Origin of the sequence: Pseudomonas sp. PICF6 (assembly GCF_009831705.1) — a bacterium.
GTDB classification, from domain to species: Bacteria; Pseudomonadota; Gammaproteobacteria; order Pseudomonadales; family Pseudomonadaceae; genus Aquipseudomonas; species Aquipseudomonas rhizophila.
In genome coordinates, this window is record NZ_WUUD01000002.1 from 361,245 (window position 1) to 379,679 (window position 18,435).

The 18,435-nt window shown below is 60.8% G+C and carries 18 protein-coding genes; 5 read left to right on the top strand and 13 right to left on the bottom strand.

Annotated elements, in window-relative coordinates; genetic code table 11:
- The 3 genes from GSM73_RS02660 to GSM73_RS02670 form a co-directional block, all read right to left on the bottom strand.
- On the bottom strand, positions 1–915 hold a 915-nt coding region (locus GSM73_RS02660), incomplete at its 3' end, for a heme A synthase (RefSeq protein ID WP_160891508.1).
- 10 nt (positions 916–925) lie between these two features.
- The gene (locus GSM73_RS02665) at positions 926–1,519 is read right to left on the bottom strand and encodes a hypothetical protein (protein ID WP_047230049.1); all 594 of its coding nucleotides are present in this window, start codon (positions 1,517–1,519) and stop codon (positions 926–928) included.
- Positions 1,485–2,222: an SURF1 family protein gene (locus GSM73_RS02670; RefSeq protein ID WP_047230050.1), complete on the bottom strand. Its 738-nt coding sequence runs from the start codon at positions 2,220–2,222 to the stop codon at positions 1,485–1,487. The genes GSM73_RS02665 and GSM73_RS02670 overlap by 35 nt, the downstream gene beginning before the upstream one ends.
- A gap of 70 nt (positions 2,223–2,292) precedes the next feature.
- On the opposite strand from GSM73_RS02670, the gene GSM73_RS02675 reads away from it, so the two are divergent.
- Positions 2,293–2,496 (top strand): twin transmembrane helix small protein, encoded by a 204-nt coding sequence (locus GSM73_RS02675; protein ID WP_014335867.1) that lies wholly within the window; start codon positions 2,293–2,295, stop codon positions 2,494–2,496.
- A gap of 24 nt (positions 2,497–2,520) precedes the next feature.
- Here the strand turns inward: GSM73_RS02675 and GSM73_RS02680 are convergent, their stop codons facing one another.
- The 4 genes from GSM73_RS02680 to coxB form a co-directional block, all read right to left on the bottom strand.
- On the bottom strand, positions 2,521–3,408 hold the full coding sequence (locus GSM73_RS02680) for a cytochrome c oxidase subunit 3 (protein ID WP_047230051.1): 888 nt from the start codon (positions 3,406–3,408) through the stop codon (positions 2,521–2,523).
- Between the two features lie 24 nt (positions 3,409–3,432).
- On the bottom strand, positions 3,433–3,984 hold the full coding sequence (locus GSM73_RS02685; RefSeq protein WP_047230052.1) for a cytochrome c oxidase assembly protein: 552 nt from the start codon (positions 3,982–3,984) through the stop codon (positions 3,433–3,435).
- A 121-nt stretch (positions 3,985–4,105) separates the two neighbouring features.
- Positions 4,106–5,692 carry a cytochrome c oxidase subunit I gene (gene ctaD, locus GSM73_RS02690; protein ID WP_047230053.1) on the bottom strand — a complete coding sequence of 529 codons (1,587 nt, stop codon included), beginning with the start codon at positions 5,690–5,692 and terminating at the stop codon, positions 4,106–4,108.
- 82 nt (positions 5,693–5,774) lie between these two features.
- Positions 5,775–6,902: a cytochrome c oxidase subunit II gene (gene coxB / locus GSM73_RS02695; protein WP_047230054.1), complete on the bottom strand. Its 1,128-nt coding sequence runs from the start codon at positions 6,900–6,902 to the stop codon at positions 5,775–5,777.
- 374 nt (positions 6,903–7,276) lie between these two features.
- On the opposite strand from coxB, the gene GSM73_RS02700 reads away from it, so the two are divergent.
- Positions 7,277–7,927, top strand: a complete 651-nt coding sequence (locus GSM73_RS02700; protein ID WP_160891488.1) for a hypothetical protein — start codon at positions 7,277–7,279, stop codon at positions 7,925–7,927.
- A 165-nt stretch (positions 7,928–8,092) separates the two neighbouring features.
- Here GSM73_RS02700 and GSM73_RS02705 read toward each other — a convergent pair whose 3' ends face one another.
- The 3 genes from GSM73_RS02705 to GSM73_RS02715 all read right to left on the bottom strand — a co-directional run bounded on the left by GSM73_RS02705 (position 8,093) and on the right by GSM73_RS02715 (position 11,709).
- On the bottom strand, positions 8,093–9,622 hold the full coding sequence (locus GSM73_RS02705) for a SulP family inorganic anion transporter (RefSeq protein ID WP_047230056.1): 1,530 nt from the start codon (positions 9,620–9,622) through the stop codon (positions 8,093–8,095).
- 93 nt (positions 9,623–9,715) lie between these two features.
- Positions 9,716–10,447 (bottom strand): carbonic anhydrase, encoded by a 732-nt coding sequence (locus GSM73_RS02710; protein WP_047230057.1) that lies wholly within the window; start codon positions 10,445–10,447, stop codon positions 9,716–9,718.
- Positions 10,448–10,650: 203 nt separating this feature from the next.
- On the bottom strand, positions 10,651–11,709 hold the full coding sequence (locus tag GSM73_RS02715; protein WP_160891490.1) for a PA0069 family radical SAM protein: 1,059 nt from the start codon (positions 11,707–11,709) through the stop codon (positions 10,651–10,653).
- Between the two features lie 180 nt (positions 11,710–11,889).
- Here GSM73_RS02715 and GSM73_RS02720 point away from each other — a divergent pair, with 180 nt between their 5' ends.
- On the top strand, positions 11,890–12,570 hold the full coding sequence (locus GSM73_RS02720; RefSeq protein WP_047230059.1) for a tyrosine-protein phosphatase: 681 nt from the start codon (positions 11,890–11,892) through the stop codon (positions 12,568–12,570).
- Here GSM73_RS02720 and GSM73_RS02725 read toward each other — a convergent pair.
- The 3 genes from GSM73_RS02725 to prlC form a co-directional block, all read right to left on the bottom strand.
- Positions 12,551–14,563, bottom strand: coding sequence for a M3 family metallopeptidase (locus GSM73_RS02725; protein WP_160891492.1), 2,013 nt, complete (start codon positions 14,561–14,563; stop codon positions 12,551–12,553). The two genes, GSM73_RS02720 and GSM73_RS02725, sit on opposite strands and share 20 nt — an antisense overlap.
- 116 nt (positions 14,564–14,679) lie before the next feature.
- Entirely contained in the window at positions 14,680–14,958 is a 279-nt protein-coding gene (locus tag GSM73_RS02730; RefSeq protein ID WP_047230061.1) for a YheV family putative zinc ribbon protein, read from the bottom strand.
- On the bottom strand, positions 14,955–17,006 hold the full coding sequence (gene prlC, locus GSM73_RS02735; RefSeq protein WP_160891494.1) for an oligopeptidase A: 2,052 nt from the start codon (positions 17,004–17,006) through the stop codon (positions 14,955–14,957). Before prlC ends, GSM73_RS02730 begins: the two co-directional genes overlap by 4 nt.
- Positions 17,007–17,105: 99 nt before the next feature.
- On the opposite strand from prlC, the gene GSM73_RS02740 reads away from it, so the two are divergent.
- Positions 17,106–17,651 carry a gamma carbonic anhydrase family protein gene (locus tag GSM73_RS02740; protein WP_139048747.1) on the top strand — a complete coding sequence of 182 codons (546 nt, stop codon included), beginning with the start codon at positions 17,106–17,108 and terminating at the stop codon, positions 17,649–17,651.
- 28 nt (positions 17,652–17,679) lie between these two features.
- The gene (locus GSM73_RS02745; protein WP_047230063.1) at positions 17,680–18,330 is read left to right on the top strand and encodes an HAD family hydrolase; all 651 of its coding nucleotides are present in this window, start codon (positions 17,680–17,682) and stop codon (positions 18,328–18,330) included.
- Positions 18,331–18,435 lie beyond the last annotated feature (105 nt).

Consider the following 18,435-nt stretch of genomic DNA (forward strand, 5'->3'; position numbering starts at 1 on the left):
GTTGTGGGCCACGGCGACCGGCAGCGGCAGGTGGAACAGCACGTTGCTGATGCCCAGGGTGATCTGGGCCGCCAGGGCCACCAACACCAGCCCCGCCAGGCGTGTCATGCCGACGGTCTTCAACTGCCAGGCCAGCCCCAGCAGCACCACCGTCACCAGCAACGCGCCGATACGGTGGGTCAAGTGAATGGCGGTGCGCGCATCGCTGTCGAGTTGGCCACCGAGATAGTTCGGGCCGATGTGCTGGGTCAGATGAAAGCCGTTGGCAAAATCCGCCGGTGGCAGCCATTGGCCGTGGCAGGTCGGGAAATCAACGCAGGCTACGGCGGCGTAATTGGAGCTGACCCAACCGCCGAGGGCGATCTGGCCGATCACCAGCAGTAACCCGGCGGTGGCCCAATGTTGCAGACGCTTGGGCACGGTCAGCGCCGGCAACACACCAGACAATCTCAACGTGAGCAGAAACAGCAGGCTGAGGGTCGCGAACCCGCCCAGCAAATGCCCGGTCACCACTTGCGGCCACAGTTTGAGGGTCACGGTCCACATGCCGAATGCCGCCTGGGCAAAGACCACCGCCAGCAGAAACAGCGGCAGCTTCAAGGGCAGGCCTGGGTGACGCCGGTTCATCCAGGCCCGGGCAGCCAGCACGGTAATCATCAGCCCCAGCAGGCCGGCGAAGTAGCGATGGACCATCTCGTTCCAGCCCTTGTGGGCTTCCACCGGGGCGTCGGGAAAGTGCAGTTCGGCATGTGCCAGCTGGGCTTCGCTCTTGGGTACGCTGATGAAGCCGTAGCAACCGGGCCAGTCCGGGCAGCCGAGGCCGGCGTGGGTGAGCCGGGTGTAGGCGCCCAGCAGTACGACGATCAGTGCCAGCAACGTGGCAAACAGCGCGAGGCGAAATCCAGGTTTGGCCATGTCGTTGCCCTCATCCGATGTTCGACAGTTTCAACAGATGTCGCAGGTCGTTGAGCAGTGCCTTGCCCTTGACCCGGGCGTCATAGCGCAGCACCAGGTTGCTATGGGGATCGATGATCCACAGCTGCGCTTCGCCGCTGCCTTGGGCGCCTTTCTGATAGGCCGGCAGGTCCAGCGGGTAGCGTTGCAGTTGGGGGTATTCGCGTTGCAGTTGGGCGTCGTATTGCGCGTCCAGCGGCTGGGCGATGGCCAGGGCATGGCTGGCGCGGGAGGCGTCGCGACCCAGGCCGATCTGCACCTGACGGGCCAGGTAGACCAGTTGCCGGCAATCAGCCGAACATTCCTGCGGCGCCGTGACCAGGATCTGCCAGCGCTGCTCATCGGCTTGTACGCCGATCTCGGCGCGGGTCTGGCCGTTGCCGATCAGTTCGCCGTGGTAGCTGCGGCTTTCCGGGACCCAGAACTGGAATTTGTACATGCCGGTGGCCAGGATCATCGGGCCGATCACCCCGAGCACGATCAGCAGCAGTTGTAGGCGCCCCTTGCGACGGTTGCGCGCCGTAGGTGCCTCAGACGTGTTGGTTGGATTCATGGTGGTTCCCATGCTGTCTCCCTGCGTTATGCCATCCGAGATAAAGAAAGAGGCCGAACAGCGCCGCCGCCATGGCGAACCACTGCACGGCATAGCCGAGGTGTTTTTCCGGCCCCATGGCCACTACCGGCCAATCGGTCCGATAGGCGCCGGGGCCACTTTGCTGGCGTAATTGGTAGGCGAAACCGTTGCGGCCCAGTTCGGCCCAGAGCTTGTCCGGCTCGACCGCGGTCACCAGTCGCGGCCACGGGGCGTCGGCTGGGTCGGCGTGGAGCTGGAACGTGGTGCCCGGAGCAACGTAGACCCAGGCTTGAAGGTTCACCGCTTGTTCGGGGGTGCTGAAGGCCGGCGGAGTGCGCCGGTCAGGCCAGGGCAACCAGCCACGATTGACCAGCAGCCAGAGGCCGGTCGCCTGGTCGAGAAAGGGTTGTAGCAACTCCACGCCGACCTTGCCGTCGTGCTGGCGGTTATCCAGCAGGATGCTGTGTTCGGCGTCGAACTGGCCCCGCAAGCTGACCGGTCGAAAGGCCGGGTCGGCCGTGTGTTGCAACTCCACGCTTGCCATCGGCTGCGCCACGCGGCGTTCGGCGTAACTGTCCATGAGCACGCGCTTTTGTTCGCCCCGGCTCAATTGCCAGAACCCCAGGCACACCATCACCGGCAACAGCACGGCTACCACCAGTGACGGCACGATGCCTGGCCGGAAGCCTTTCATGGCGCCGTTCCAAAGCTGTCGAACGAGATAGCTATACTCACGTGCATCGCGTCCCCCCGGAGTGTCCCTAATGCTAAAAGCAGCCATCGTCCTGATGCTGATTGCCACGATTGCGAGCCTGTTCAGCGGCCTGTTTTTTCTGGTCAAGGACGACAGCAGTTCCAATCGCCTGGTCATCGCCCTGGCGATTCGGGTCAGTCTGGCCGCCGCCACCGTCGGCTTGATTGCCTGGGGTTTTTTCAGCGGCCAGTTGGTGTCGCATGCTCCTTGGTAAAGAGCCGCCTTGGTAACGGCTGCCTCAGAGGATGTAGACGAAGAAGAACAAGCCGATCCACACCACATCGACGAAGTGCCAGTACCAGCTCGCGGCCTCGAAGCCGAACTGATGCTCGTTGTCGAAATGCCCGCGCATGATGCGCATCAGCATTACGAACAAAATGATCGTGCCGATGGTGACGTGAGCGCCGTGGAAACCGGTGAGCATGAAGAACGTTGCGCCATAGATTCCCGAGCCCAGCGTCAGGCCCAGCTCTTTATAGGCGTGGATGTATTCCTCGGCCTGGAAGCCCAGGAAGGCGCAACCTAGCAGCACGGTGATAGCCAGCCAGATTTTCAGCGCCCCGCGATGGCCTTTTTTCAGGGCATGGTGGGCGATGGTCACGGTGACGCTGGAACTGACCAGCAGGATGGTGTTGAGCAGTGGCAAGCCCCAAGGGCTGATCACATCCTTGGGCGGTGGGAAGAGCTTGGGGTCGGGGTTGTTCAGCAACGGCCAGACGTATTCGAAGTTCGGCCAAAGCATCTCCGACAGGCCCTTGCTGCCTTCACCGGCCAGGCCCGGCGCCGAGATCATGCGCACATAGAACAGCGCGCCGAAGAAGGCGATGAAAAACATCACTTCAGAGAAGATGAACCAGCTCATGCCCCAGCGAAACGAGCGGTCGAGCTGCGCACTGTAGAGCCCGGCGCGGCTTTCCTTGATGACCGCGCCGAACCAGCCGAACAGCATGTAGGCCAGCAACAGGCCGCCGACAAAAAAGATCAGCGGGCCGTTGGAGTCGGGCCGGTCAGCCTTCAGGTCGTTGAACCAGGTCGCCAGGCCGTACACCGTGACGAACATCCCGACGGTGGCGATGATCGGCCATTTACTCTGGGCCGGAACGTAATAGTGTTCGTGAGTTGCCATTTATTGTTCTCCTTATCGGGCACGCTATCGGTCAGTGTTTACAGCCACCGGTGGATGACGAGCGGTGATATCGAACAGCGTGTAGGACAGCGTCAGGTGCTTCACTTCCTTGGGCATGTCCCGGTCAACGATGAAGCGCATGGGCATTTCGATACGTTCGCCGGGTTGCAGCACTTGCTGGGTAAAACAAAAGCATTCGGTCTTGTGGAAATAGGCCGCCGCGTTGCTCGGCGCGATGCTGGGAACCGCCTGGGCGCTCATCGGCCGATCGGTGGGGTTGTGGGCAATGAACACCATCTCGTTCACGGCCCCGGGCTGAACCACCAATTGGTCGGCTTTAGGATAGAAATCCCAGACCATGTCCACGGAGTTGGTCGACAGGAACTGCACGCGAACCTGGCGCGATTGATCGACGATTTGTTCACCTTCGTACTGCCCTGCGGTTTTGCCGTTGATGCCGAATACCCGGCACATCACGTCGTAGATCGGCACCAGGGCAAACCCGAAGGCAAACATGGCCACTACTACCACTAGCAAGCGCGTGACCAGTTTCTTCAGCGAAATCGAGTCAGCCATGATTTCCAGTCCCTACCGAGAACCCTGTGGGAGCGAGCTTGCTCGCGATGGCGGCGACTCGGTGTGTCAGATACACCGCTATCGCGAGCAAGTTCGCTCCCACATAAGGCCCCGGTGTCATCTATTTCACTTCCGGCGGCGTAGTGAAGGTGTGATACGGCGCCGGAGACGGCACGCTCCACTCCAACCCCTCAGCCCCATCCCACGGTTTGGCCGGTGCCGGTTCGCCGCCACGGATGGTCTTGATCACGATGAACAGGAAGAACAACTGCGTGGTGCCGAACATGAACGCGCCGATGGACGAGACCATGTTGAAGTCGGCGAACTGCAGGTTGTAGTCCGGGATCCGCCGGGGCATGCCCGCCAGGCCTACGAAGTGCATCGGGAAGAACGCCAGGTTCATGCCGACGAACGACAGCCAGAAGTGCAGCTTGCCGAGGGTTTCGTCGTACATGTGGCCGGTCCATTTCGGCAGCCAGTAGTAGGCCGAGGCGAAGATCCCGAAGATCGCGCCGGGCACCAGCACATAGTGGAAGTGCGCGACCACGAAGTAGGTGTCCTGGTACTGGAAGTCCGCCGGGGCGATGGCCAGCATCAGTCCGGAGAAGCCGCCGATGGAAAACAGGATCACGAACGCCACGGCAAACAGCATCGGCGTCTCGAAGGTCAGCGAGCCTTGCCACATAGTGCTGGCCCAGTTGAACACCTTCACCCCGGTGGGCACGGCGATCAGCAGGGTGGCGTACATGAAGAACAGCTCGCCCACCAGCGGAATGCCCACCACGAACATGTGGTGCGCCCAGACGATGAACGACAGGAACGCAATGGCGGCCGTGGCGTAGACCATGGAGGTGTAGCCAAACAACGGTTTGCGCGAGAAGGCCGGGATGATCGAGCTGACGGCACCGAAGGCCGGCAGGATCATGATGTACACCTCGGGATGGCCGAAGAACCAGAACACGTGCTGGAACAGCACCGGGTCACCGCCGCCGGCAGCACTGAAGAAGCTGGTGCCGAAGTGGATGTCCATCAGCATCATCGTCACGCAGCCGGCCAGCACCGGCATCACCGCGATCAGCAGGAACGCGGTGATCAGCCAGGTCCAGACGAACAGCGGCATCTTCATCAGGGTCATGCCGGGGGCGCGCAGGTTGAGGATGGTGGCGACCACGTTGATCGCGCCCATGATCGAGCTGATGCCCATCAGGTGGATGGCAAAGATAAAGAACGTCACGCTTTCCGGCGCATAGGTGGTGGACAGCGGCGCGTAGAAGGTCCAGCCGAAGTTCGGCCCGCCGCCAGGGGTGAACAGGGTCGACACCAGCATCAGGAACGCCGCCGGCAACAACCAGAAACTGAAGTTGTTCATCCGTGGCAGGGCCATGTCCGGCGCCCCGATCATCAGCGGGATCATCCAGTTGGCCAGACCGACGAAGGCCGGCATCACCGCGCCGAAGACCATCACCAGGCCATGCATGGTGGTCATCTGATTGAAGAACTCCGGCTGCACGATCTGCAGGCCGGGCTGGAACAGCTCGGCACGGATCACCATGGCGAACGAGCCGCCCAGCAGGAACATGGAGAAGGCGAACCACAGGTACAGCGTGCCGATATCCTTGTGGTTGGTGGTCAGTACCCAGCGCATCAGCCCTTTGGCGGGGCCGTGGGCGTGGTCGGCATGACCGTGGTCATCGATCACAGCACTCATGTCCTGTCTCCTTCGAACGAGTGGGCTGGGCGGCGCGCGGCGATGAGCTGCGACCGGTTGCGGGAACAAACGTCAGGCCGGCTCATTGGCTTTCTGCCTGTTTGAGTTCCAGCACTTGTTTAGGCGTAACCATGTCGCCCTTGTTGTTGCCCCAGGCGTTACGTTCATAGGTCACGACCGCCGCGATATCGACTTCCGACAACTGTTTGCCGAACGCCGCCATGGAGGTGCCCGGTTTGCCGTGGAAGACAATGTTCAGGTGATCAGCCACAGGGCCAGTGGCGATTTTCGAGCCCTTGAGCGCCGGGAACATCGGCGGCAGGCCCTGGCCTTCGGCCTGGTGACAGGCCACGCAGGTGGTGTGATAGACCTTGTCGCCACGTTCGATGAGCTCTTGCAGGGTCCATTCCTTGCTGGTCAGCTCTTTGAGTTGCGCCGCTTCGGCCTTGCGCTCGGCCAGCCATGCTTCGTAGTCGGGCTTGCTCTTGACCTCGACAACGATGGGCATGAACCCGTGGTCCTTGCCGCACAGTTCGGCGCATTGGCCGCGATACAGGCCGGGCTTGTCGACGCGGGTCCAGGCTTCGTTGACGAAGCCGGGAATCGCATCGCGTTTGACCGCGAACGCTGGCACCCACCAGGAGTGGATCACGTCGGCGGAGGTGACCAGAAAGCGCACCTTGGCATCGACCGGCAGCACCAGCGGCTTGTCGACTTCCAGCAGGTAATGTTCGCCCTTGGCGCTCTGGTTATTGATTTGTTCGGCGGGGGTGGCCAGGTTGCTGAAGAACTCGACGTCCTGCCCCAGGTACTTGTAGTGCCACTTCCACTGATAGCCGGTGACCTGGATATCGATGTCCGACTCGCTGGAGTCGTACATCTTGATCAGGGTCGCGGTGGCGGGAACCGCCATGGCAACCAGGATCAGGAAAGGCACGATGGTCCAGAGGATTTCGACGCGGGTGTTTTCGTGGAAATTGGCCGCGTTCTGGCCGGTTGAGCGGCGGTGCATCATCATCGACCAGAACATGGCGCCGAAGACGATGATGCCGATCACTACACAGATCCAGAAGATGGTCATGTGCAGGTCGAACACTGCATTGCTGATCTGTGTCGCTCCAGGCGCCATATTCACAGTCCAGGCCGCTTGCGCCTGGCTGAAAATCGACCACAACAGGAGGCCCATCCATACGTGTGGATGTCGCGTCATTGCGGGTTCCCCTTATCGTTCTTGTTATCCCGTCGGCGTAACGCCAGCGGCAAGGGATCGGCTACTTCAGACTACCAACTTGACTCGCCGCGCCTTGCTGCACATGCAATCGGGTGTCATCAGCTAACTCCATTCCAAACCGAGTATAGACAGCGACTGCAACCTCGCAACGCGATGGCGTAAATCGTTTGAAACAGGCAGGGCTTGCGCTAGAGCCCACGAATGGAGAAGGATGCGAACCTGAGTGATGGCAAACCGATATAACTGCGACGTATCAAGGATGAGTAGGTTTATGAAAAATAGGTCTTAGGAGTGTTTTTGCGCCAGCTAAGTTATGTCTTCCTTATTTCATTGCCTTGTTCCCTGGAGTTGTCATGAACACCGCCGCATTGCGCGAGCAGATCCAAAAAGCCCAACAACATGAGGCCGAGACCGGCCAACTGACGCGTCAGCTGGAAGCCCAGCTGCCGAACCTGCACGCCGCGATCCAACTGCCGGACATCGACGCCAAGGGCGTGATGACCCGCTTTGTCACCGCGTATATCGAGCAAGTGCCCGACCTGCTGGACGCAGCCAACGAGGTGGCCCGCGAAGCCGGCATCGAATCGCAGATCAAATCGGTGCTGAAAATCGCCGAGCAGTTTTTCCTCCAGCCACCCAAGGTCATGGAGGGTCACGTTGGCCTGGACAGCCTGCTGGACGAAGCCTACCTGGCCCATCGGCTGGTGGAAGAGGTCAACGACCTGTACATCAAGCACTTCGGCCAGCCGCTGATTCCGTTGGATATGACGGTGGCCAACCTGATCGCTCACCATTTGATCGGCGAACCCTTTGCCAATCAACTGGATGAAGCGGTGCATCACGCGGTCGATGAAATGCTCGACGAAGACAGCTTTGCGCTGGAGTCGGTGGAGTCTTACCGGGAAAAACTCAGCAACCCGGACACGGGCGCTGCCTGGAAACGCTGGCCGTGCCTGTCGCGGCAGTTGGGAGTAGGGCTGGAGCTGGATCAGCCGGCGGCTTGATCTGGCTGAAACACTCATCCCCTTGTGGGTGTTCACAGAAATTGTGTCCACCACAGATCCCTGTGGGAGCGAGCCTGCTCGCGATAGCGGTTGAACCTGCAACATTAATGTCGACTGATTCACCGCTATCGCGAGCAGGCTCGCTCCCACATTTTGCTCAAGGTGTCAGGTAGCTGCTGCGCCCACCCCCACCGTGGTGCGCAAGCGCCCTTCCAGCCTGCGCTTGAGCCCACGGGATTCGATCAACAGCTTCGAACCCTTGCTGGCATTCGCCCGGCCCCATTCTTCCAAAAGCTCCAGGCACGAATGGTCGATGTAGCTCAGGTTATTGAGCGGCACATGCACCGTCGCGCCTGTCGGAATGGTGCCCAGCACCTGGGTCAGCGCCGGAACCTTCAGGAAGGTTGCCGCCCCCACCAGTCGCAATTCCATCTCACCCTCCTGGGGCAGATCGATCAGGCTGATTTTCAGTCGGGAAGCTTTCCAGGCCAGTTTTGCCAGGGTCAGGCCGAAACCGATCAATACGCCGGTCAGCAGGTCGGTGAAGATGATCGCCAGCGCCGTCGCGGCATAGGTGAACATCGGCATCCGGCCATACCGTCCCAGCCCGCGAAACGCCTTGAGATCCACCAGTTTGAAACCGGTGTACACCAACACACCCGCCAGGCTCGCCACCGGAATGCTCTGTAGCACGCTGGACAGCAGAAGCACGAAGAGCAACAGCCACAGGCCATGGAAAATCGTCGACATCCGCGTGGTGGCCCCGGCCTGGACGTTGGCCGAACTGCGCACGATCACGCCGGTCATCGGCAGGGCGCCGAGCAGACCGCAGAGCATGTTACCGATGCCCTGGGCGGACAGTTCCCGGTCGAAGTCTGCGCGTTCGCCGCTGTGCATGCGGTCCACGGCAGCGGCCGAGAGCAGCGTTTCGGCACTGGCGATGAAAGCGACAGCGAAGGCGGCGATCAGCAACGTGGGGTCGGCCAGGTTCAGCAGGTCCGCCGGGCGCAGCCAATCAATGGCTTCGGCAAGGTTCTCCGGGACTTCCACGCGCTTGACCTGCAAGGCCAGCAGCAGGCTGGCAATGGTCGCCAGGCCCACGCCGAGCAAGGCACCGGGAACAAAGCGCAAGCTGTGAGGGCGAAACTTTTCCCACAGCCACATCACCGCAATCGTCGACAAACCGAGCAGACCCGCCTGCCAGCCGAACGACGGCAACGCCTGGGCCACTGCCGCAGGGAACGCCGCCAGATTATCCAGCCCCGACGGCTTAGGCACCGCGTCGAGCATCACATGGACCTGGGACAACACGATCAGCACACCGATACCCGCCAGCATGCCGTAGACCACCGCGGGCGCGGTTACCCGGAACCAGCAGCCCAGGCGAAAGCGCCCGGCCAGTAACTGTAGAAGACCGGCCAACAGCAGAATCGGCCCGAGCATCGCGACGCCGTGCTGGCGCACCAGTTCGAAGACCAGTACCGCCAACCCGGCGGCCGGGCCGCTGACTTGCAACTTGGAGCCGGCCAGAAAACCCACCACCAGACCACCGATGATGCCGGTGATCAGACCTTTGGCCGGTGGCAGGCCGGACGCGATGGCAATGCCCATGCACAAGGGCAGCGCCACCAGAAACACCACCACGGAAGCCAACAGCTCCCGTGGCAGAACAGCTTTTAATTGAGCAGCACGCATGGCGACTCTCCCGAAGTTTTCTTCAGGCATGGCAAGGCCCGACCGCTCAAATGGCAGGCTGGGCTTGTACCACGCAAGGATGTTTAGGAGTGGTTAGAAGCGCGCTTTAGGCGTCGCCACCGGTATCGGATGGCTGCCATCGAGCGGCAGGAAACAGCCCTGGTCCGCGTCGTAGGCTTTGATCTCGCTGGTCTCGATGTTGTACACCCAACCATGGATGAACAATTGGCCGTTGGCCATGCGAGAGGCGACCGAGGGATGCGTTCGCAAATGCTGCAGCTGCGCGATCACGTTCTCTTCGGTGAGGATGGGCATGATCTGTTTTTCGTCGCCGCACGGGCAGTTGTCATGAACCATGGTCTTGGCCACTTCGGCGTGGCGCAACCAGGCTTTGACCGTGGGCATTTTTTCCAGAGTGTCGGGATTCAACACCGCACGCATGGCGCCGCAGTCGGAGTGACCGCAGACGATGATGTGCTGCACACCGAGGGCCAGCACAGCGTATTCGATGGCGGTGGAGACGCCGCCGTTCATCTGCCCGTACGGCGGAACGACGTTGCCGACGTTGCGGGTCACGAACAGGTCGCCTGGGGAGCTATGGGTAATCAGCTCGGGCACGATGCGCGAATCGGCGCAGGTGATGAACATCGCCCTGGGCGCTTGCGCCGTGGCGAGTTTCTTGAAGAGCTCTTCCTGCTGGGGAAAGATTTCGTGATGGAAATGCAAAAAGCCGTCAACAATATGCTGCAGCGCTGCATCGGCGGTTTCCGCCTCGGGTTGGGCTGAAGCCGACGCAGCCAACGGCTGTTTATCCTTGTCACTCATGATTCATCCTCTTTGACGGTATAGCGCCAGTGGCTGGTTAAAAAACATCCAGGTCGAAATGTTCGACTTGTCAGTCACTCGATGAACAAGGTAGCGACCGAAACTTAACTCAAACTGAATCAAAGGCTCTAGAACAACGATTACAGGTGTGGCCGGGAAGCAAGCGACGCTCATGCCTGCCCATGCCCCACGTTCAACTTTAATCAAATCAAAGACATCTGTCGGCCCGGCGGACAAAAGGCGTCGCAATCGAGATTGTAACCTTCCCGGCGCTCAAGCCCCAGACGCTTGAGCGCCTTGGCGAAACGCTGCGCCAGCAGGTCGGCGAACGGGCCTTCGCCACGCATCCGAGAACCGAAGCGGCTGTCATACAGTTCGCCGCCACGGCTCTGGCGAACCAGGCTCAGTACATGAGCCGCGCGTTGCGGGTAGTGCGCCTGCAGCCATTCTTCAAACAGCGGCGCGACCTCCAATGGCAGACGCAACATGATGTAGGAAGCACTCTGCGCGCCGGCGGCATGGGCCTCGGCCAGCAGATTTTCAATCTCGCTGTCGTTGATCATCGGGATCATCGGCGAACACAGCACCCCCACGGGAATGCCCGCCTCGCGCATGACCTTGATCGCCCGTAATCGCGCCTTGGGCGCCGCCGCGCGCGGTTCGAGGATGCGCTTGAGTTCATCGTCCAGGGTGGTGAGGCTGATCATGACCTTTACCAGGCGCTGTTGCGCCAGCTCGGTCAGCAGGTCCAAGTCGCGCAGAATCAGCGAGCCTTTGGTGACGATGGTCACCGGATGACGGTAGCGCAGCAGCACTTCGAGAATCCGGCGCGTAATGCGATGTTCGCGTTCGATCGGCTGGTAAGGGTCGGTATTGGAGCCCAGGTTGATTGGGGCGCATTGATAGCCACGCCTGGACAGCTGTTCCTCCAGTACGTCGGCGGCATTGGTCTTGGCGATCAGTCTGGTTTCGAAATCCAGCCCGGGCGACATGTCCCAGTAAGCGTGGCTGGGCCGCGCATAGCAGTAGATACAGCCATGTTCACAGCCCCGGTATGGATTGATGGAGCGGTCGAAAGGCAGATCCGGCGAGGTGTTGCGGGTGATGATGGTTTTGGCCGTTTCGATCCGCACTTCGGTGCCTTGGGTCGGCGGTACTTCCTGATACCAGCCATCATCTTCGACCACCGAGCGACTCGGGGCGAAGCGGTTGTGCGGGTTGGTGGCGGTGCCACGGCCACGGGGCGGAAGAGAGATGGACATTGGAAGGCTCCGTTGCTGTATGTGCATACAGTATTCGCTGGAATTCAATTAGGCCAGCGCCGTTCAGCAGCCCACCGCTATGGATCGTGTTCACGTCGTGTTGACGTCTTGCTCACAGGCCTTTAACCGGCTCGTGCCGAAACTGACCGTCTCGTTCTTCTTCGTTTCGGTCGTCCACGCATGTTCAAACTCTATTCCCGCTCGCTGCTGCTCCTGTCCTTGTTCCTGGTCTTTGCCGAGTCCCAGGCCCTGGCGGCCGATCTGGGCGAGGCAAGGTCTTCCGAATGGGCCCAGCCGGTGGAAAAGCGCTACAACCTTTATCAAATGTCGCCGGCGCTTTACCGCAGCGCCTTGCCGGACGCTGATGCCTTGCCTCTGCTGACGAGGCTCAACATCGGCACAGTCATCACATTTCTGCCGGATTCGGACGCGAGTTGGTTATCCACACCCGGCGTCAAGCAAGTGCAGTTGCCTTATCGCACCAATCATGTGGACGACAGCGACATCCTCGCTGCCTTGCGCGCCATTCAGGCTGCCGAAACCGATGGCCCGGTATTGATGCACTGCAAGCATGGTTCGGACCGCACCGGGTTGGTGGCGGCCATGTACAGGGTGGTCGTACAGGGCTGGAGCAAAGAGGAGGCCTTGAACGAAATGACTGAAGGCGGCTTCGGCAACAACCCGCACTTCAAGGACGGGGTTCGTTACATGATGCGGGCCGATGTTGAGAAGCTCCGTGTTGCGCTGGCCAACGGCGACTGCAGTACCAGCGTTTTTGCTCTTTGCTCGCTGCAAAGCTGGGTCGGTTCCGTCATCACGACTCGTCAGCCCGACCGACAGGTTATTCGCCCTTCACCCTGACGGCTGGCATCCCTGCAAAGGCTGCCACGGACTCGGCCAGAGGTCTTGAATCGCCAGGGCCGAATATTGTTTCACGCAACGCCCGGCCTGTTGTCCCGTTGAACAACCCCTCCTGCTCAAACCTTTGGAACGCGGTGATTGCCAACGCTTTTGACCAGGCATAGGCGTAAATCCGCGCCGCATAACCGGTCACCATGTAATCCAGGCCATTGGGCCAGCGTTCGCTCCCCCATACGGGCAGATGTCCGACTTGGGCGCTGACTTGATCGAATACCTGCTGAGCCGTGCGCCCATCGCCGTGGGTCAGGTGCAGTTCCATGTCAAACAGCGCGTTGCGCAGCAGCGAGGCGGTTTCCCAGCTGGCTTGAGTGTTGGCGAAGGTCAGCAACTGATCGGCGATGGCATCGGGCATGGCCGCGCCGGTCCGGTAATGCTTTGACAGACGGACCAGGCATTGCCGGGTAAAGCACCATTGTTCCAGTAGCACCCCGGCAAATTCCGAGGTGTCCCGGGAGAGCTCGGTGATGCCCGATACGTCGCGATACTCGGCGCGGGTCAACACATGGTGCAAGCAATGGCCGAACTCATGAAAGAGAATTCGCAGTTGCAGATGGTCGAGCAAGACCGGCGATGCATCTGAACTGCGCGCCAGCCAGCCGTGCAACACGGCGATGGGATGTCGGGGCCGGCCCTCGGCCGTGATGCGGCGGTTTCGCAGGGTGGTGGTGTTCGGGTAACCGTCTCTGTTCGCATCCTCGAACGGATCGAAATAGATGTAGCCGATGGTCTGGTCCCACTCGCGGACTTCGAAAAGACGCACGTCCGGATGCCAGGTGGCCGCGTCAGCGCGTTCGAGAATGTCCACCCCAAACAGATCCTTGGCGATCAGCAATAGCTGTGAAAAGGTGGACTCCAGCTCGAACCAGGCGCTGAGGGCCAGCTTCGAGATGCCGGCCGTATGCTGACGAAGTTTTTCTACCAGATATGGGTAATCCCAAGGTTGAAGCTCGGTGAAACCTTGCTTCCGGGCAAATGCCCTGAGCTGTTCAGCGTCACGGGCAAAGAGGCCTTGTTGCTGTTCAAGCTGATCGCGCAAGAACCCCATCACCTGTTCGGGAGACTCGGCTTGCTCAGGCTCGATCACCATTTGAGCGAAATTCGAATAACCCAGTAACGTCGCATACCGACGACGATCTTCCAGCAAGCGTCTGAGCACCTCGCTGTTATCAAACCGGCCAGCGTCGGGGCCTTGGTCCGAGGCGCGTGTGCTGTAGGCCAGGTACACCTCTTTGCGCAAAAGACGATTGTCCGCGTAGCTGGTGACGATGCCAAACGATGCATCACTGAGGGTCAGCAGCCATCCCGTGCGCCCGGCCTCGCGGGCCTGTTTGGCCAGCTGTTGTTTGAATTGCGGCGCCAGGCCGCTCAACTGAGCCTCATCGTCGAACGCTTTGCTCCAGGCCTTGTTGGCCTTGTGCAACTGATCGAGGAACAATTCCCGGCCCTGTTGAATGCGTTGCTGCAGGGCTTTCAAGTCTGACGGTGCGGTATGGGCCAACCCGTGCTGGCGAAACTGGCGCAGGGCCTTCTCCAGAACTCTTTTACGAGGCGGTTCGAAGTGCCTGGCAATCTCGCTGTTGGCCAAGCGCTCATAGAGTTGGAACAATTGGCGATTGTGTCTCAGCGCGCTCTGGAAATCGTGCACCCGTTCGCTGCAGTCGAGCGAAGCCTGGGCCCAGTCGTCTCCCGGCCGGGTGGACGCCAGCAGATCCAGCAGGTCGTCGAAACCCTTCAAGCGGGCGTGAATCTCGTCCATGGCCAACACCAGGTCGTCCCAGGTGGGGAAAGGAGTCTGAGTCTTGATGATGTCGGCCACTTGATCGCGGCTCTCGGCAAGGATCCGGTCGAGGGCCGGTGAAAAATGTTTGGCTTGGATCTGCGCAAAGGGGGGCAGGTCATAGGCCTGCAACAGCGGATTGTCATTGTCGGGCATGGCAGCCTTCCTGTCTGTCTGGACTGGGTGAGCAGTCTGAGGAGGAAGGCGTGACGCGTTGCGGTATATATGTATCGCTTCCGGGCCGGGCGGCCCGGAAGGTGATGCCGAAGATTTCAGTCGGTTTTTTTCTTCAACTTGGGATTGGGGAAAAACTGTACCGCCTGGACCTTGGCGTCCGGGACTTTGAGCGCCGATGTGTTGACCCGGGTGCCCAACTCCTTAGGCACCGACAGACCTTGTTCGTTGAGCGTGTCGGAATAACCGCAGGCCACACACTCACGGTGCGGCACGCCGTCTTCGTTCCACATCATCAACTTGTCCGGTTCGCTGCACGCCGGGCAGACTGCCCCGGCGATAAAGCGCCTTTTGGTAATCACAGGCCCCTCGCTCATGCTGCTGCGTCCTCGGTCAGGCCGCTGTGGCGCAAGAGTGCGTCAATCGATGGCTCACGGCCACGGAAGTCGACGAACAGCACCATCGGCTCCTGGGAGCCGCCACGGGCCAGGATCGCTTCACGGAAGGCGCGACCGGTGTCGGCGTTGAGCACGCCATCCTCTTCGAACTTGGAGAACGCATCGGCCGACAACACTTCCGCCCACTTATAGCTGTAGTAGCCCGCCGCATAACCGCCGGCGAAGATGTGGGCAAAGCTGTTGGGGAAGCGGTTGTAGGCCGGTGGACGCATCACCGAGACTTCGTCGCGCACGCCTTCGAGCACTTGCAGCACGCTGCGTCCATCGCCATGGGTGGCGTGCAGCTCGAAGTCGAACAGCGAGAACTCCAGTTGGCGGACCATCATCAGGCCGGACTGGAAGTTTTTCGCCGCGAGCATTTTTTCCAGCAGGTCCTGGGGCAGCGGTTCGCCGGTTTCATAGTGACCGGAAATCAGCGCGAGGCCTTCGGGCTCCCAGCACCAGTTTTCCATGAACTGGCTCGGCAGCTCCACGGCATCCCAGGCCACGCCGTTGATGCCGGACACGCCGGCATGTTCGACGCGGGTCAGCAGGTGGTGCAGGCCATGGCCGAACTCGTGGAACAGGGTGGTGACTTCGTCGTGGGTCAGCAGCGCGGGTTTGCCGCTGTCGGCCGGGGTGAAGTTGCACACCAGGTTGGCGACCGGGCTTTGCAGCACGCCATCGAAGGTGCGCCGACGGTCGCGGGCGCCGTCCATCCAGGCGCCGCCGCGCTTGTTGGCGCGGGCGTAGAGATCGAAGAAGAAGCGGCCAACGTGCTGACCGTTCTCCTTGATTTCGAACAGGCGCACGTCCGGGTGCCAGGTGTCGAAGCCTTTCAGCTCGGCGATCTCGATGCCGTAGAGGCGCTGCACGATGGCGAACAGGCCGCTCAGTACCTTGTCGATCGGGAAGTAGGCGCGCAGGGCTTCCTGGGCCACGCTGTAACGCTGCTGGCGCAGCTTTTCACCGTAGAAGCCGCTGTCCCAGCTTTGCAGGTCGGGGCAGCCCTGTTCGGCGGCGAACGCCTTCAGCTGTTCCAGATCCAGGGCGGCGAATGGTTTGCTGCGCTTGGCCAGGTCGCGCAGGAAACTGAGCACCTGATCGCTGGATTCGGCCATTTTGGTCGCCAGGCTCAACTCGGCGAAGTTGGCGAAGCCCAGCAGTTGGGCCAATTCCTGGCGCAGGTCGAGGATTTCTTCCATCACCGGAGTGTTATCGTTCTGACCGGCGTTGGGGCCTTGGTCTGACGCGCGTGTGCAGTACGCGGCATAGACTTCTTCACGCAGGGCGCGGTCTTCGGCGTAGGTCATCACCGCGTAATAGCTGGGGAATTCCAGGTTGATCAGCCAACCGTCCAGCTCTTTGGCCTGGGCGGCCGCGGCCATTTGCGCCTTGGCCGAGTCGGTCAGGCCGGCGAGGGCGGCCTCAGAGGTGATGTGTTTGGTCCAGGCCTGGGTCGCGTCCAGCAATTGGTTGGAGAAGCGGCTGCCCAGTTCCGACAGTTTGCTTTGCACTTCGGCATAGCGTTGCTGCTGCTCGGGCGGCAGATCGATACCCGACAGACGGAAGTCCCGCAGGGAATGTTCCAGGATGGTTTTCTGCGCCACGTCGAAACCGGCGGCTTCGGGGCTGCTCGCCAAGGCTTCGAAGGCCTGGAACAGCTCGCGGTTCTGGCCCAGCTCCGTGGAGTAAGCACTCAGCGCCGGCAGGCAGGCCTCGTAGGCTTCGCGCAGTTCGGGGCTGTTACGCACGGCGTTCAAATGGCTCACCGGGCTCCAGGCCGCGCCCAGGCGATCATTGAGCTCGTCCATCGCCAGCACCAGGCCGGCCCAGGTAGGTTGAGTGCCCTGGGTCTTGAGGATCTGGGCAATGGCGGCACGGTTGTCAGCCAGGATCTGCTCGATGGCCGGTTGCACGTGCTCGGCACGGATCGCCGAGAACGGCGGCAGGTCGTAGGATTGCAAAAGAGGGTTGTTCACGCTCACGGTTGACACCTTGGCTGGAAGAAACATGGACCCATCTTAATTACAATCGACGTTCACCGCAGCTAGCAGCGCCTATCACCGGATAAGAGAGAGCCTATCGTGACCCTTCGCACGTACCAGAATCACAGCCCACGGCTTGCCCGCGGCGCTTTTGTCGACAGCACCGCGGTGGTGATCGGCGACGTTGAAATCGGCGAAGACAGCTCCGTCTGGCCGCTGACGGTCATTCGCGGCGACATGCACCGCATCCGTATCGGTGCCCGTACCAGCGTCCAGGATGGCTGCGTGCTGCACATCACCCACGCCGGCCCCTTCAATCCCGATGGCTTCCCGCTGCTGATCGGCGATGACGTGACCATTGCCCACAAGGTCATGCTCCATGGCTGCTCGGTGGGCAGCCGGGTCCTGATCGGCATGGGCAGCATCGTCATGGACGGCGCAGTCGTGGAAGATGACGTAATCATCGGCGCCGGCAGCCTTGTACCGCCGGGCAAACGCCTGGAGAGCGGCTTCCTGTATGTAGGCAGCCCGGTAAAACAGGCCCGGCCGCTGACCGACAAGGAACGCGCCTTTTTCACCTACAGCGCGGCGAACTACGTGAAGCTCAAGGACCTGCATCTGGCCGAAGGCTACGACCGGCTCTGAATCGTCCCGCCCTTACCCAGGAATTTGCATGCATTACCAGACCGTACTCTTCGACCTCGACGGCACCCTCACCGACCCCCGCGAGGGCATCACCCGTTCGATCCAGTTCGCCCTGAGCCAACTGGGCATCGACGAACCCGACCTGACCCGTCTCGAGCACTTTATCGGCCCGCCACTGTTGCAGGCCTTCATGCAGTTTTATGACTTCGATGAGGCGAAAGCCTGGGAGGCGGTGAATTTCTATCGCGAACGCTTCAAAGTCACCGGGTTGTACGAAAACCGCGTCTTCGACGGTGTGATGCCCCTGCTGGAAACCCTGGGCGAGCAGGGCCGGCAGTTGTACATCGCCACCTCCAAACCCTGGGTCTTCGCCCGCGAAATCGCCCGCCACTTTGACTTCGCCCGGCACTTCAAAGTGATCTATGGCAGTGAGCTGGACGGTACGCGCACCGACAAAGTTGAGTTGATTGCTCACCTGATGGCTGAAGAAGGGCTCGACCCGGCGAATACCTTGATGATTGGCGACCGCAAACACGATTTGATTGGCGCTCGTAGCAATGGGCTGGATGCCGCGGCGGTGGGCTATGGGTTTGGCAGTTATGAGGAGCTGAATGCCGAGGGCCCGGCGTATCACTTTCAGACCCTGGATGAGTTGCATCGGGCATTTTTGCAGGGGTAGCCATATTGCTATCGCGGGCAAGCCTTGCTCCCACAGGCAGGGGCATGCCTTGGTCCTCAGGCATTCTGGTACTGCTCTGTGGGAGCAAGGCTTGCCCGCGATAAG